General features: G+C 68.0%; 14 protein-coding genes. 3 read left to right on the top strand and 11 right to left on the bottom strand.

All coding sequences use genetic code 11. From position 1 onward, the window contains the following. The 3 genes from AAG801_RS33025 to AAG801_RS33015 all read right to left on the bottom strand — a co-directional run. A partial coding sequence (locus AAG801_RS33025) for a conjugal transfer protein TraS (protein ID WP_341892214.1) occupies positions 1 to 964 on the bottom strand: 964 nt, incomplete at its 3' end. Beyond that, entirely contained in the window at positions 964 to 1,482 is a 519-nt protein-coding gene (locus AAG801_RS33020; protein WP_341892213.1) for a hypothetical protein, read from the bottom strand. The genes AAG801_RS33020 and AAG801_RS33025, both read right to left, overlap by 1 nt. A gap of 73 nt (positions 1,483 to 1,555) precedes the next feature. Next, positions 1,556 to 2,470 (bottom strand): ParB/RepB/Spo0J family partition protein, encoded by a 915-nt coding sequence (locus AAG801_RS33015; protein ID WP_341892212.1) that lies wholly within the window; start codon positions 2,468 to 2,470, stop codon positions 1,556 to 1,558. Between the two features lie 246 nt (positions 2,471 to 2,716). On the opposite strand from AAG801_RS33015, the gene AAG801_RS33010 reads away from it, so the two are divergent. Beyond that, positions 2,717 to 3,385, top strand: coding sequence for a DUF6088 family protein (locus AAG801_RS33010; protein WP_341892211.1), 669 nt, complete (start codon positions 2,717 to 2,719; stop codon positions 3,383 to 3,385). Positions 3,386 to 3,390: 5 nt separating this feature from the next. Beyond that, a complete protein-coding gene (locus tag AAG801_RS33005; protein ID WP_341892210.1) occupies positions 3,391 to 4,437 on the top strand; it encodes a nucleotidyl transferase AbiEii/AbiGii toxin family protein in 1,047 nt (348 codons plus the stop codon). Positions 4,438 to 5,153: 716 nt separating this feature from the next. Here the strand turns inward: AAG801_RS33005 and AAG801_RS33000 are convergent. Next, positions 5,154 to 6,281 (bottom strand): APC family permease, encoded by a 1,128-nt coding sequence (locus AAG801_RS33000; protein WP_341892209.1) that lies wholly within the window; start codon positions 6,279 to 6,281, stop codon positions 5,154 to 5,156. A 137-nt stretch (positions 6,282 to 6,418) separates the two neighbouring features. Here AAG801_RS33000 and AAG801_RS32995 point away from each other — a divergent pair, with 137 nt between their 5' ends. Then, entirely contained in the window at positions 6,419 to 6,565 is a 147-nt protein-coding gene (locus AAG801_RS32995) for a hypothetical protein (RefSeq protein ID WP_341892208.1), read from the top strand. Positions 6,566 to 6,802: 237 nt separating this feature from the next. Here the strand turns inward: AAG801_RS32995 and AAG801_RS32990 are convergent, their stop codons facing one another. The 7 genes from AAG801_RS32990 to AAG801_RS32960 form a co-directional block, all read right to left on the bottom strand. Beyond that, positions 6,803 to 7,939 (bottom strand): mannitol dehydrogenase family protein, encoded by a 1,137-nt coding sequence (locus AAG801_RS32990; RefSeq protein WP_341892207.1) that lies wholly within the window; start codon positions 7,937 to 7,939, stop codon positions 6,803 to 6,805. Next, the gene (locus tag AAG801_RS32985) at positions 7,933 to 8,943 is read right to left on the bottom strand and encodes a zinc-binding alcohol dehydrogenase family protein (protein WP_341892206.1); all 1,011 of its coding nucleotides are present in this window, start codon (positions 8,941 to 8,943) and stop codon (positions 7,933 to 7,935) included. The genes AAG801_RS32990 and AAG801_RS32985 overlap by 7 nt, the downstream gene beginning before the upstream one ends. Further along, positions 8,937 to 9,803: an amidohydrolase family protein gene (locus AAG801_RS32980; protein ID WP_341892205.1), complete on the bottom strand. Its 867-nt coding sequence runs from the start codon at positions 9,801 to 9,803 to the stop codon at positions 8,937 to 8,939. The genes AAG801_RS32985 and AAG801_RS32980 overlap by 7 nt, the downstream gene beginning before the upstream one ends. A gap of 10 nt (positions 9,804 to 9,813) precedes the next feature. After that, positions 9,814 to 10,824 carry an aldo/keto reductase gene (locus AAG801_RS32975; RefSeq protein ID WP_341892204.1) on the bottom strand — a complete coding sequence of 337 codons (1,011 nt, stop codon included), beginning with the start codon at positions 10,822 to 10,824 and terminating at the stop codon, positions 9,814 to 9,816. Positions 10,825 to 10,855: 31 nt separating this feature from the next. Then, positions 10,856 to 11,800, bottom strand: coding sequence for an ABC transporter substrate-binding protein (locus AAG801_RS32970; RefSeq protein ID WP_341892203.1), 945 nt, complete (start codon positions 11,798 to 11,800; stop codon positions 10,856 to 10,858). 67 nt (positions 11,801 to 11,867) lie between these two features. Then, on the bottom strand, positions 11,868 to 12,851 hold the full coding sequence (locus tag AAG801_RS32965; protein ID WP_341892202.1) for an ABC transporter permease: 984 nt from the start codon (positions 12,849 to 12,851) through the stop codon (positions 11,868 to 11,870). Continuing rightward, positions 12,848 to 14,401, bottom strand: a complete 1,554-nt coding sequence (locus AAG801_RS32960) for a sugar ABC transporter ATP-binding protein (protein WP_341892201.1) — start codon at positions 14,399 to 14,401, stop codon at positions 12,848 to 12,850. The genes AAG801_RS32965 and AAG801_RS32960 overlap by 4 nt, the downstream gene beginning before the upstream one ends. Between the last annotated feature and the right edge of the window lie 124 nt (positions 14,402 to 14,525).

Below are 14,525 nucleotides of genomic sequence, written 5' to 3'. Positions count from 1 at the left end.
TATGGGGCTGTGGCTGCGGGTGGGGTTGATGCCGTGGTGCCACTCCAGCCTCTCGCTGCCGCTGGCGCACCACTTCCTGGAAGAAGGGCGCTGCTTTCACGAAACGGGCGACGCGCTCGGCAAGCTTGCGGTCCTCGGGGCTTTCGGAGGCCACCAGCGCCTTGATGATGTAGGCCCATCCCCTCATGGCTTCGGCCCGGCTGTCCCAGTGGCGCTGGCCGGTCTTCGCCGCGGTGCCGGTCTGGCGCAAGCGACCTTCCTGCTTGGCCTTCACGCGCCACAGCGGGTCGAAGTTGCGGCTCTCGCCGCGCGTGGCCTGGCGCGTCGCTTCGGCCTCGACGCCCCAGCCGCGCAGCTTCTCGGCAAAGGTCTCGCGCCACCGGTGCAGATCGGTCTTGCGCGGGTTCAGGCGCTTGCCCGTCCTCGACTCCGCCCGAACGCTCAGGTGCACATGTGGGTTGGCCTGGTGCTCGTGCAAGACCATCACATAGCGATGCCCTGACAGTTCGACTTGCGCGAACTCCCGCGCCGCCTTCTGCACCAGCCGCGCATCAGTGCCGTGCGGCATCGACAGCATGATGTTGAAGGCTTCGCGCCGATGGCCGATTTCATCGATGAGCGATCCGCCGTAGCGCCATTGCTCGGCGAGGTCGTGCACCGCTTCCTTGCCCTCGCGTACCACGCCTCGGTCATCTTCGATCTCGAGCCGACCGTTCTTGCTGATGTAGCGGAAGTGCGCCGCGATGGCCGCCATGCCCCGCCCGCCACCTGTGACCTTGACCATCACCTGGGGCGCCCGCCCGGTGACCGTGGCCTCGATGCGCCGCCGGATCACCGCGGCCTTGCGCCGGGTCATCGTGTCCAGGCGCGGTGTCGGCGCGGACTTGACGATCCGATTGGAGGGGTAGAAGAGCCGCTCGCCCCATTGCACGAGCACGCCGTCGACCGTCGCGCCCGAGCTCATCACCGTCCTCTCGTCGCCCGGAGCGCGGCCACCAGCGCTGCGGCGGATGCGAGGTGCACACGTACATCGTCGGCCAACGACCGGATGCTGGCGCGGTAGGGCTCCAGTTCGCTCCTGGGCGTGCGGCCCAGGAGTCGCATGAAGGCATTGAGGTCGGCACTGAGGACGGCGACCCGGTCGGTCGACGCCATCAGCGCGGCAACGGCCCTGGTGTGGTCTGGTGCCGGTGGCTGTGCAGGTGTGCCATCGATGAGCCGGGCGACGTACGTGCCCTGCGACATGTCGGCCACGCGAGCGCGGCTGGCAAGCACGACAGCGTGGGCGACAGGCAGTCGCAAAGTGACCTTGACGACTTGGGTGCCACTCGTGCCGTCGGTCGACCTGCTGTCGCCCGCATCGGACGGTGCGTCGTCGAGCATCGCCATCACTGCACGCCGCACCAGCGCGGCCGCGGTCATCTGGCGCTTTGCCGCCTGCGCCTGCAACAGCGGCCGTATGCCGCGCAGGTCGATGGTCACTCGGTCCCGCATAGCAGCCGCGGTCTGCACCTGATCAATGGGCTTCGCCGCGCGCATTCAGCTGCCCCTGCACTCATGCGTCGATGCGACGTGCCAGTTGCGCGACGCGCTGCCGCAGCGCCGCCACGTCATCGGCAGGCAAGGCGTTGAGATCGCTCTGGCCCAGGCGCGTCAGAGAGACGTCCAGCTTCTCGCAGAGCCCGGTGGCGCGAGACAGCAGCTGGGCCGCACGGCCAGGCCGCGCCGTCCACGGCTTGTGCGCGCTCGCGGCCGTAGGCGCCTGCGCAGCGGTGTCCCGGATCTCGGCCACCGCGTCGCGTGTGATCGGGTCGGTGCCGGCCACCAGTTCGGCGACGCGCTCCGGCTGTGCTGCATGCAGTCTTCCCAGTTCGTACAGCGTGCGCGGTGAGGAACAGCGGCCGGCCTTCATCGCGGCATCGACTACCGGCGGCAGGTCCAGCAGCGCCAGGTGGTGGGCCACGGTCGTCAGGTCCAAGCCCAGGGTCTTGGCCACCGTGGTGTTCGAGTCACCGGCGTCGATGCGGCCGCGAATGAACCGCGCCAGGTCGAGCGGCGTCAGGCCGTGTCGCTTCTGGTTCTCTGCGACTTGGGCGTAGGGATTCGTGGGGCCATCGCGGACCACGACCGGCACTTCAAGCAAGCCGATGCGCTGCGCGGCCCGCCACCGCTTGGCGCCGAAGTGAATTTGATGCAGTCCCGCAGCATCGGCGGGGTGAACCACGATGGGCTGCAGGATGCCGTGCTGTCGGATGTCCTCCGCGAGTTCGTCGAGCTCGGCTTCAGGGATTTCGGTGCGCGGGTTGTTGCAGTCCTCATAGATGCTGGCTGTCGGCACCATCGATGCCGATCTTGCGGAGGCGCCGGGCGCGGCCGGCAGCGCGGGTGCCTCTTCAGGCGCGGCGGGGGCATCCAGCAGATCCAGCTGCAGGTTGCCCGATTTGCTCCACGGCATGCGCATGATCGGCATCGTGCCGATGCCGTTGGAAGAACGGTAGCCCCCGCGGTGAGCGAGCCGCCGTGTCCCATTTCATCCCTGGCCATCCCTCATGGCCCCGCGAAGTCCCAGAAGCTACGGGAACGGCTCACCGTTGGTTTCAACTTTCTGCTTGGGCTCGCATCAGTCACTGGCTTTGTCCGCCAGCTTCGGGCAGCGACGCGTCATCATCTCATTCCAGCTCTTCTATCTGTCCGAAAAACGTGCTATTTTTCGGACATGAAAGTCGCCAGCCCGTCACCGCGCGCCAGCATCACGCGGGATGCTCGGCCTCGGCGCACTGTCGACTCGAGCATCGACGCCGCCATCTCCCGCAAGGTGCGCCGCGCGAAGCCCGGTACCGTGTTCACACCAGCGCTGTTTGCGGGCCTGGGTGGCCGCGCCGCGGTCGACAAGGCCTTGCAGCGATTGGTCGCGCGCGACGAGCTGCGCCGACTGTCGCGAGGGCTGTACGACAAGCCTCGGCACGACCCGCTGCTCGGAACCTTGTGGCCGTCGGTCGATGCCATCGTCGCGGCACTCACCGGCAAGGACAAGCTGCGACTTCAACCCACAGGCGCCTACGCGGCCAACCTGCTCGGACTGTCCGACCAGGTGCCCGCACGCGTCGAGTTCCTGACCGACGGCACCAGCCGCACCGTCAAGGCGGGGCCGATGCAGATCGTGCTGAAGCGGACCACGCCGCGCCAGATGGCCGCAGCGGGACGCACCAGCGGTCTGGTGATCCAGGCACTGCGCAGCCTTGGACCCGAGCACGTGACCCCACAACGGCTCGAGAAGCTCAGGCGCAGTGTTCCCGCAGCCGAACGTCGCACCTTGCTGGACGACCTGAGCTTGGCGCCGGGTTGGATGCAGCCCACCCTGCGGGCCTTGGCCGCGGACAAGTAGTCACCGTGGCAAGGCTTGCATCGCAGTTCGTCGCTCTACCGCCCGAGCGGCGCGCGCTCGCGTTCGCGCAGACGGCCGCGCGCATGGCGGTGTCGAGCGTGATGGTCGAGAAGGACTTCTGGGTCAGCTGGCTCCTGGGCCTGCTCTTCGCGGACCCGGACCTGGCACCCCATCTCGTGTTCAAGGGCGGCACCTCACTGTCCAAGGTCTATGGCGTGATCGACCGCTTCTCCGAGGACATCGACCTGTCGATGTCGCCTGCATTTGTAGGCGCGGACGAATCGGTCTTCGCGGCCATGAAGAGCCGAACGCGTCGCGATGCTGCGCTGGCACAGATGCAGGCTCAGTGCGGTGAGCAGACCCGCAACGTGCTGATGCCGCGGCTCGAACAGGCCATCGTCGAACACCTCGGTCGCCGAACCGCGGGCGCGTCGTGGCTGCGCTACGAGGACGACGCGGTCGCCCGCTCGCCGGTCGTGCACTTCGAGTACCCGACGGCGTCCGAGGCCGGCTTCGACTATCTACGCCGCGAAGTGAAGCTCGAACTGGGATCACTCACCGACCAGCGGCCCACCGAGCAGCATGCGGTGCGCCCCTGGGTCGTCGATGACTTCCCCGCCGCCTTCCCCGATTGGCAGTGCCAGGTGACCGCTCTCGAGCTGGCGCGCACGTTCTGGGAGAAGGCCACCATCCTGCACGCGGAGCACCACCGCCCGGCGGACCAAGCCACGCCGGATCGCTATGCGAGGCACTATGCCGACATGGAGCGACTGCTTCGCCATCCAGACGCCGCTGCGATGCTCGCAGACCACGCGCTGTGCGAACGTGTCGTCGAATGGAAGAGCCGGGTATTTGCGCGCCAGTGGGCTCGCTACGACTTGGCGCGACCAGCCACGTTTCGATTGCTGCCGCCCAGTGAAAGACACGCTGCGTTGTCGCGCGACTACGCACAGATGCGCCCAATGTTCATCGCCGCACCGCCGGAGTTCGAGGTCGTGATGGCACGTCTAGCCGAAGCCGAGCGTGCGTTGAACGCGTCCGGCGCCTCGTGATGTGCGAGACGCGACCCACAGACCAAGATGGCGATGCAGGAACTCTTGCAGGAACTGTTCTTGACTGAAGTTATGAAGCCCAGGTGGCGCAAGGCCTAGCGAGAGGTTTTCGATCCTCCTCCTCCCACCGATAGTCTCAGCAAGATCAAGGGCTTGGCCAACCGCCAAGCCCTTTTTCTTTGGTCGGCTTGGGCACAGTCTTCGGCACGACCGGGCACGCCCTGCCCATCCGTGCCCGATGACCCTCGCACGCCTGCCATGCGCGATACCCGACGGCGCGAGTCTCCGGACTGCATGACGGTGTCACCGACCAGACCAGAGCATCGATCAGTCCATGACCAAGCAGAGCATCCTCCGCCACAGGATCACGTCATGGGATGACCTGAAGCCGCCGGCAGCCTCACCATTGGCTTCCTGAATTGGCTCGAAAGACACTTCCCATGGCCACCGGCACACTCATTCGCGATGCTGTGCGCAAGTTGCCGCGAGCGGCTGACGCGTACCGTCAACTGCCTACCAACGAGCAGTCTCAGATCGTACCCAACACGGTCCATGTCGCGTCCTGCATGGCCGGCCGCTGGGAACGCGATCTACGACATCAGACTCAGGCAAGGTCGGTGCACACGTGCGAGCAGCGGCGCGATCCGATCGCGCCGTGCCGTTGGATCAACGACGCCGGGGCGGCGTGGCGAGTCGTCGTGCCAGAGCCGGGTTTCTCAGACGCGACTCGCGCCCATGCTCGCGAAGGCCGCCGGGCGGCCGGCCCGCAGACGCGCGGCGATCATCCACCCGACGATGCCGGCCACAGGGATCATCGACGGCAGAAGCACGCCGAGCAGACCGCCCTGGGTACCCGTCAGGTCGCCGAAGTGCATGAAGACGTAGACGAACAGCGCAGCCATGACCAGGCCGGAGACAATCGGAAGCACCAGCGTCCGCATCGTCGATCCACCACCCTCCCGGCGGAAGAAGACGACGACGGCCATGGAGGTGATGGCCATCAGGCCGAGGACGCCCAGCACACCGACCTGCGAGATCCAGGTGAACAGGTTGAGCACCGGATCCAGGCCGAGCCCGGCGAAGACCGCAATCACCCCCAGCGCGCCCACGGTCTGGATCACCGAGCCGATGTGCGGGCTCTCGAACACGCCGTGGGTGCGGCCGCACGCGGCGGGCAGCAGGCCTTCGCGACCGGCCACGTAGCTGTAGCGTGCGATGTAGTTGTGGAAGGCCGAGACGGCCGCGAAGAGGCTGGAGACCAGCAGCACGCCGGCGATGGTCGGCACCGGGCCGCCCACGTAGCGGCCGGCCAGTTCGAAGAAGAAGCTGGTCGGGTCGCTGAGCGCCTTCAGCGAAGGGATCAGTTCATTGGCGCCGACGCCAGCGATCATCAGCCAGGTGGTGAAGACGAAGAATGCGCCGATCAGCAGCACGGACAGGAAGGTGGCCCGCGGGATGGTCTTGTCAGGGTCGCGCGCTTCTTCTGCATAGATGGTCGTCGCCTCGAAGCCCATGAAGGAACCCAGGCAGAACAGCACCGCGGCCGTCAGCGACCCGGAGAAGAGCGCCGACGGATCGAACAGGTTCACCGACAGGCCGCTGGCCCCGCCGGCCTTGAGGATGGCGAAGTCGACCACGAACACGATGAGGTACTCCAGCACCACCAGGACCACGAGCACCTTGGCCGAGAGATCCACCTGCCGGTAGCCCAGCACGCCCACCAGCAAGACGGCGGCGAGGCTCCAGGCCCACCACGGCAGAGCCAGGCCCAGCCCCGCGAAGACGCCCGACGCGACACCGCCGAGCAGACCGATGAGGCCGAACTGCAATGCGTTGTAGGCCACGAGCGCGATGAAGGCCGAGGCGCCCCCCCCAGAGCCCCCCCAGGCCGCGCGCGGCATAGGCGTAGAAGGCGCCGGCGTTGCGCACATGGCGCGACACGGCCACGTAGCCGGCGGAGAAGGCCAGCATCACGAGCGTCATGAACACGAAGGTCGCGGGCACGCCGGTGCCGTTGCCGAGCAGGAAGGCGATCGGCACGGCGCCCGCCACGCCGGTCAGCGGCGCCGCGGCCGAGATCACCATGAAGGTCACCGAGATCAGGCCCAGCGAGTTCCTGCGAAGTTGATGCCTGCCAGGGTCGGTGCTGTTCGTCATGGGGCTCTCGTCGGATGTCTGGGGGCTTGGGGTTGGCAACGTTGCTCTCTTGCGAGATCACTGTATGGGCAATATCAGGCAGGGCGTGATCCCAAATCGGCAGGCGGTGCGGCAGGATGCGCCCCGCCCCGCACCTGCGCTTTGACGGACTCGCGAACGGTCACGCCCCAGGCACGGCCCGCGGACAACCTCAGCAGGAGCCCGGCCGTCAACCCGATGCGGCTTCCAGTGCAGCACGAAGCCGGCGCTGGCGGATTCCCAGCGCAGCCGACCTGGCGGCCTGGATCACCGGCGCGAAGCGCCGCAGCTTCTTCTGCGCGTGGTTCTGCGCGACGTCGAACAGGCGGTGCGCCAGGAACGGGTTCAAGAGCCGCTCGCGCAGCTCGACGAGGTAGGCGCGCGCCTCATCGCCCTGGCCCGCCGCATCGAAGACCGGCAGCACCTCTTCATGCCAGACCGCTTCGAGGCGCGTTCGCATCGTCGAGTCGCACATGGCTTCGAGCACTGTCTCGTCGTGCGGGCGGCCTTCTGTCAGCCAGCATTCGGCCAGAAAGCTGTGTGCGAGGTTGAGCAGCCACAGCTTGCGGCGCTCGAAGCTGGCAAGTTCATCGGTCAGCACGATCGCCGGATGGCTGCACGGCAGCAGCATGCGCGGCTGCCGCTCGATCGCCCACAGCGCGTACGGCTCGGCGATCGCGCCCACCGGTTGCAGCGGTTCCGAGACGATGCGGTCGACCAGCGAGTTGGCCCAGACGCAGTGATCGCGAAGGTAGGCGATGAAGTCCGCTGTCGCCCCCCAGCCGCTCGCCAGGCCGACCACGGCCTCGCGCAGCACATCGCCGTTGCGGCCGACCAGCTCGCACGGCAGAAGCGTCGTCGGCGCGGAGGGATTGCAGCGCCAGCGATGCTGCAGCAGAACGACGAGCTTGGCCGGAAAGCTTCGCGGCACCGCAGCGGCGGCACCGAGCAGCGCTGCGCCATCGGCCGGGTCGAGCGCGTATCCCTGGTCGGCCGTATTCGAGACGATCACCTGCACCTGCGTCGCCACCGCGTCCAGCAGCCGCGCCCAGTCGCGCCCGGCGTGCCAGGCGCTACGCACCGAGTCCACGTTCACCACCTCGTCCACCGGCCGGCTCTCGTGCAGACCGCGAATGCGCACCGGATAGCCCGCCGCGCGGCCGAGCGCGGCCAGCCGGATGCTGCTCTGCGCGCTGTCGGTGCTCTGCACCACGGCGATGCCGCCCAGCGCCTGTCCGAGCGGCAGCGCCTGCGACACGAACAGGTCCACGTGCGCCTGCAGGAAGCGGCCCGTGCCGAACTGCAGGATCGGTGCAGCGCCTAGCACTCGACGATGGCCTTGATGACCCGCTGCGCCGGATCCAGCAGCGTCGCGAAGTCGGCGGGCACGTTGTGCAGTTGCAGCCGGTGCGTGTTGAGCGCGCCATCCGGAATCTGCCCTGCCCGCATCGCGCGGAGCACGGTGTCGAAGTCCTCCATCGTCGCATTGCGGCTGCCCAGCAGCGTGGTTTCGCGCTTGTGGAACTCGGGGTCGGCAAAGCTGATCGAGTCTCGCACGATCGACACGAGCACGTACCTGCCGCCATGTGCGACGAAGCGGAAGCCGCGCTCCATCGCCTGCCGGCTGCCGGTGGCATCGAAGACGACGTCGAAGAACTCGCCGCTGCTCAGCTCCGCGAGCCTCGCCTCGTCGTCCGGCCCGACCATGACGCCGGCATCGGCGCCGAGCGACTGAACGCAGAAGCCGACGCGCTCGGGGCGCGTGTCCATCGCGGTGACGATGGCGCCACGCAGGCGGCTGAAGATCAGCGCTGCCATGCCGATCGGCCCGGCGCCGACCACCAGCACGCGCTGGCCCGGTCCGACCTCGCCCCGCCGCACGGCGTGCGCGCCGATGGCGAGGAACTCGATCATCGCCGCCTGGTCCAGGCTGACGCCTTCGGCCTTGTGCACGAAGCCCTGCGGCACGGCCAGCAGTTCGGTGAAGGCGCCGTCCCGATGCACGCCCAGCACCTGGATGTTCACGCAGCAGTTCGTCTTGCCCGACCGGCATGCGACGCAGGTGCCGCAGGAGATGTAGGGCATCACGAACACCGGATCACCCGCCGCGAGCGGACTGCCTGGCGCCGCCTCGGCGACCACACCCGACAGTTCATGGCCCATCACGCGCGGGTACTCGAGGTAGGGCTGGTCTCCCGAGAAGATGTGCAGGTCGGTGCCGCACACGCCGACTCGCTTGACGCGCACGAGCACATCGGCCGCGCCGCGCACAGGCTCGGGGCGGTTCTCGGCGCGCAACACACCCGGCGATTGACAGACCACGGTCAGCATGGGAATCCTTGTCGGTTCGGTGAGTGGTCAAGGCGGTAGAAGCGGTGGGCATTGCCCCCGAACACCGCATCGAGTTCGGCGTCGCCGACGCCGGGTTGCGATGTGCACAGGCTGTGCGCCATCGCAAACCACTCGTCGTAGTCGGTGGCCAGGCGCAGCACCGGCCAGTCGCTTCCCCACATCAGGCGCGACGATCCGAAGCTGTCGAACACATGCTCGACACAGGGTCGCAGACGGGCCTGGTCGCAGCCCGGCCCGCCCTCGGTGAGCAGGCCGGACAGCTTGCAGTGGACATTCGGCAGCCGGGCGAGCGCGGCGATCTCGCGCTGCCAGGTCCGCAACGCACCTCGCGCGATGGCGGGCTTGGCGGCATGGTCGACCACGATCGGCAGGTCGGGATGGCGGCGAGCGAAACAACGCAGCGCGGGCAGGTGTCGCTGCAGCACCAGCGCGTCGAAGCTGAGGCCGTGATCGACCATGCACTGAACGGCGAGATCGAGCGCCGGATCGTCGATCCAGCGATCGTCGCCGAGATCCTGCAGCATCGGCCGCAGGCCCTTGAACTTGCGGTACTGCGCCAGGTGGGCGATGTACAGCGGCGCTCCGGCGCTCTTCAGGTCGACCCACCCGACCACGCCGAGGATGAAGTCGTGGCGCTGGGCCAGTTCCAGCATGAACTCGGTGTCGCCCAGGGACGGCAGCGACTGGACCAGCACGGTGCCGGCGATGCGGCAGCGCTGCAATGACGGCAACAGGTCGGCGGGTGCGAAGTCGCGGTACAGGGGCGCCAGCGCCGGCGGCGGCCACTGGCCTTGCCGGTCGGCGAGTCGCCAGAAGTGCTGGTGAGCGTCGATGTGCATCGCCGTGCGCTCAATCCAGGGGCAGCGGCGCGCGGCCATCGATCAGTCCGCGGGCCTGCAGTGCGCGCCAGAAGTCCGCCGGGATCGCCGTCTCGAACCAGCGGATGTTCTGCATCAGTTGCTGCGTGTCGTGTGCCCCCGCCACGCAGCTGACCACGGCCGGGTGCGCCAACGGAAACTGCAACGCAGCGGCAGGCAGCGGCACATCGAACTCGGCGCAGACGGTCTGCAGCCCCTGCACGCGCCGCACCACGCTGCCCGGCACCGGGCCGTAGTCGAAACTCGACGCGCCGGCCAGCACACCGGAGTTGAAGGGTCCGGCGGCCAGCACGGCGACCCCGCGCTGCAGGCAGTCGTCGAGGAAAGGCGAGAGCGACTCCTGTTCGAGCAGGGTGTAGCGGCCGGCGAGCATCACGCAGTCCAGATCGAAGGCCAGCACACCGGCATGGGCGATCTGCCACTCGTTGACCCCGAGACCGACCGCCTTCACCGCGCCTTCGTGGCGCAGCCGCTCGAGCGCGCGAAAGCCGCCGCCGCGCGTGAGTTGCTCCCAATGCAGCGATTGCCGCTGGCCGTGCGTGCGTTCGCCGATGTCGTGCACGTGGATCAGGTCGACGCTGGCCATGCCCAGCCGCTGAAGGCTGTCGTCGAACGAACGCAGCACACCGTCGTGGCTGTAGTCGAAGTGCGGGCGGAAGGGCAGCGGATCGGCCCATCCGTCGTCCCCAGGGCGGACGCTTGCATCCGGCCGCATCAGCCGGCCGACCTTGGTGCTGAGCAGGAACTCCGCGCGTGGCCGCGACGCCAGCGCCACCGCGATGCGGCGCTCGGAGCGTGTGTAGCCGTAGTACGGCGCCGTATCGAACAGGCGCAGCCCGAACATCCAGGCGGCGTCGAACAGCGCGGCGGCCTCCGCATCCGACATCGCCTGGTACAAGCCGCCGACCTGCGCGCAGCCGAGCCCGAACACCGGCAGCGCCAGCCCCGTGCGCGGCAGGGGCCGCCGGTCGGTGATCTTCATCACGGCCATCTGCGGTCGGGCAGGAACAGTCTCAATACAGGACGTTCTTCGCTTGCGGCGTGTCGATGTTCTTCTTCGTGACCATCACGACGCCGGTGTCGAGGAACTTCGGCACCTTCTTGCCGGCGACCACGTCGGCCACCGTGGTCACGCCCAGGTGGCCCATCATGTAGGCGCTCTGCACCGCGATGGCCTCGATGGTGCCGTCCTTGACGAAGGCCTGCAGGTCGCCGTTGCCGTCGAAGCCGATCGCCGCCACCTTGCCGGCCTTGCCCGACTGAACCAGCGCGCGGCCCATGCCGATCGCGGTGGGTTCGTTGGCACCGAACAGGCCCTTCAGGTCCGGGTTGGCGGCCAGCACGTCGGTTGTCTGGTTGAGCGCCGTGCCCATCTGCGAGTTCGAGTAGAGGGTCGAGACGATCTTCAGCTTGGAGTGGGTTTCGATGTACTTCTTGAAGCCGCCGACGCGGCCGATCTCGGAGCCCGAGCCCGCGGTGAAGGACATGATCGCGATCTTGCCCTCCTTGCCGATCTTGTCGATCAGCGCCTGCGCGCACAGCTCTCCGGCCTTCTTGTTGTCGGTGGCCAGGAAGGACTGGTAGTAGCTCTTGCCGGAATCCGATGCGGCGGAGTCGATCAGGATGACCGGGATCTTGGCTTCCCAGGCCTTCTTCATCGCCGGGATCAGCGCGTCGGGGTCGGAGGGCGCGAGAACGATCCCGGCCACCTTGCGGTTCACCGCGTTCTCGACCAGCGCCACCTGGCCGGCGAGGTCGGTGTCGGACGCCGCGCCCTGGAAGGTGGCGGTGTAGCCCTTGAGCTTGGCGGCGCCGTCGTTGGCGCCCTTCTTGACGTTCTGCCAGAAGTCGGAGTTGACGGTCTTGACGATGACCGCGATCTCCTTGTCGGCGGCCGCGGCCGGAACGGCAGACAGCGCCAGCGTGGCGGCGCACAGGGTGGTGAGCAGAGTCTTCATGGCGATCCTTCGTTGGAAAGGGGTTGTCTCACTTCAGGGCTGCCGGCCTGTCCCGCCGGCGGGGATGTCATCGTCGATGCCGCATCTGATCGATCCACACCGTGAGCAGGATGACCAGACCGATGACGATCTGCTGCGTGAAGGCGGATACGCCGCCCATGTTCAAGCCGTTGCGCAGGATGCCGATCACGAAGGCGCCGATCACGGTGCCCGAGATCGTGCCGACGCCGCCCGACAGCGAGGTGCCGCCGATCACGGCGGCCGCGATGGCGTCCAGTTCGTACATCAGGCCCTCGCTGGGCTGCGCGGTGACCAGCCGCGAGGCCAGCACGCAGCCGGTGAGCCCGGCAAGCGTGCCGGACAGGATGTAGGCGAACAGCGTCACCGCGCGCACGTTCACGCCGGACAGGCGCGCTGCCTCGCTGTTCGAGCCGATCGCGTAGAGGTGCCGGCCCAGCGTCGTGCGATTGAGCATCACCGCCACCGCGATGGCGAGTGCCGCCATCAACAGCACGGGGTAGGGAATGCCGGGAAAGTGCACCTCGGGGAATCCGTCGGCGCCCACGCTGACGACACGCCAGAGCGAGCCGTTGCCGAGTTCGGCAAAGCTGTCGCCCAGCCCGCCGATGGCCTTGGCGTCGGTGATCTGCAGCGCCACGCCGCGTGCCACCAGCATCATTCCGAGCGTCGCGATGAAGGGCGGCAGGCGCAGCCAGGTGACCGCCACGCCATTGACGAGGCCACACAGCGCACCGACGAGAACGCCGGCGATCAACCCGACCGGCACTGGCGCTCCGGCCTTGACCGCCAGCGCTGCCACGACGCCGGACAGGGCGAGGATCGCGCCCACCGACAGGTCGATTCCGCCGGTGATGATCACGCAGGTGGCACCGATGCCGAGGTAGGCGATCGACGTCACCTGCAAGGCCACCGTCATGCCGTTGCCGACCGTCAGGAAGGCGTCGCTGACGAAGGCGAACACGACCGTCAGCCCGAACAGGCTGGCGAGCGCCGCGAACTTCTGGAACAGGTCCTTCTGCTTGTCGTTCATGGGCTGGCGGCAGCGACCCGCCCCGAGGCGTGCTGCATGATGTGTTCCTGGTTGGTGGATCGCGTCTCGAGGATCGTGCGCAGGCGGCCGGCATGGAACACGGCGACGCGGTCGGTCATGCCGAGGATCTCTGGCAGTTCGGAGCTGATGAGCACCACGCCGATGCCCTGCGCGGCCAGTGCGTCGAGCAGCTTGTAGATGGCGTACTTCGCGCCGACATCGATGCCGCGCGTCGGTTCGTCGAAGAACAGCACGCGCGAGTCGCGGAACAGCCACTTCGCGATCACCACCTTCTGCTGGTTGCCGCCCGAGAGCAGGCGCACCGCCTGGTGCGCCGACGGCGTGCGGATGGCCAGCGAATCGACATATCGCTGCGCAACCGCGGCCTCCAGTGGGAAGCGAATGAAGCCCAGGCCGTTGGCGACGCCGGCGGGGTTGGCCAGGCTGATGTTGTGCGCCACGGTCATGGCCAGCGCGAGGCCCTCGCCCTTGCGGTCCTCGGACAGGTAGGCGACGCCATGCGCGATGGCGTCGCGCGGCGAGCGGATCTGCAGTTCCCGGCCCTCGAGTCGCACGGCGCCGGCGTCGGGCAGATCCGCACCGAACACCGCGCGTGCCACCTCGGTGCGGCCCGCACCGATCAGCCCGGCAAAGCCGAGGATCTCGCCACGGCGCAGTTCGAAGTTCACGTCCGCGAACGCACCCCGGCGCGTCAGCCCCTGCACCGCCAGCAGCACCTCGCGCGAGGGCACGCGCGTGGCCGGCGGGAACTTGTCTTCCAGCGTGCGCCCGACCATCCGCGTCACGACCTCGTCGGCGCTGGTCAGCGCAATGTGATCGGTGCTGACGTGGCGCCCGTCGCGCAGCACGGTGATGCGGTCGACGATGTGCGCCATCTCGTCGAGCCGGTGCGAGATGTAGACGAGCGCCACGCCGGCGCTCCTGAGCTCGCGGATCGCCTTGAACAGGAGCCGGGTTTCGGACTCGGTGAGCGACGACGTCGGCTCGTCCATGATCAGCACCTCGGCGTCGACCGACAGCGCCTTGGCGATCTCGACCATCTGCCGTTGCGCGACCGACAGCGAGCGCACGATCGCCCGCGGCGAGATGTCGACCCCGAGTCGGTCCAGGCAGCGCTGCGTGTCCCCCTGCAGGCGTGCCCGATCGATGAACAGGCCGCGGCGCGGCTCGCGCGCCAGGAAGATGTTCTCGGCCACCGACAGATGCGGCACGAGGTTCAGCTCCTGGTGGATCATCGCGATGCCTGCCGCCTGCGCCTCGGATGTCGAGGCAAAGCGTGCCGCCTGGCCCTTGAAGACGATCTCGCCAGCATCGGGCTGCAGCTGGCCGCTGAGGATCTTCATCAGCGTGGACTTGCCGGCGCCGTTCTCGCCGCACAGGGCGTGCACCTCACCGCGGCGCAGGTCGAAGCAGACGTCCTCGAGCGCCGTGACCCCCACGAACCGCTTCGTGATGCCGCGCAGGCTCAGCAGCGGCGGCGCGTCGGCAGCTTCGCCGGTTGCTTGCGTTTGGTAAGGCCACCTGACCATCGTGATTGCATTTGGCCTTACCACCTGGTGAAGCTGTGCTGGGACATTCCCGTAGGTCGATCGCTATGATCGTGACGCCACCCCACCGCCCGAGCCACCATGTCCGTGCAGTTCAAGCAGGTCG

This window comes from Variovorax sp. YR752, assembly GCF_943372545.1.
This window is presented reverse-complemented; position numbering and strand designations above follow the sequence as displayed.

Excerpts from the sequence above, each read along its gene's own strand:
- AAG801_RS33015 (WP_341892212.1), bottom strand. The coding sequence starts at position 2,470 with ATGCCGATCATGCGCATGCCGTGGAGCAAATCGGGCAACCTGCAGCTG.
- AAG801_RS33010 (WP_341892211.1), top strand. The coding sequence starts at position 2,717 with ATGAAAGTCGCCAGCCCGTCACCGCGCGCCAGCATCACGCGGGATGCT.
- AAG801_RS32995 (WP_341892208.1), top strand. The coding sequence starts at position 6,419 with ATGAACACGAAGGTCGCGGGCACGCCGGTGCCGTTGCCGAGCAGGAAG.
- AAG801_RS32985 (WP_341892206.1), bottom strand. The coding sequence starts at position 8,943 with ATGCTGACCGTGGTCTGTCAATCGCCGGGTGTGTTGCGCGCCGAGAAC.
- AAG801_RS32980 (WP_341892205.1), bottom strand. The coding sequence starts at position 9,803 with ATGCACATCGACGCTCACCAGCACTTCTGGCGACTCGCCGACCGGCAA.
- AAG801_RS32975 (WP_341892204.1), bottom strand. The coding sequence starts at position 10,824 with ATGAAGATCACCGACCGGCGGCCCCTGCCGCGCACGGGGCTGGCGCTG.
- AAG801_RS32970 (WP_341892203.1), bottom strand. The coding sequence starts at position 11,800 with ATGAAGACTCTGCTCACCACCCTGTGCGCCGCCACGCTGGCGCTGTCT.
- AAG801_RS32965 (WP_341892202.1), bottom strand. The coding sequence starts at position 12,851 with ATGAACGACAAGCAGAAGGACCTGTTCCAGAAGTTCGCGGCGCTCGCC.
- AAG801_RS32960 (WP_341892201.1), bottom strand. The coding sequence starts at position 14,401 with ATGGTCAGGTGGCCTTACCAAACGCAAGCAACCGGCGAAGCTGCCGAC.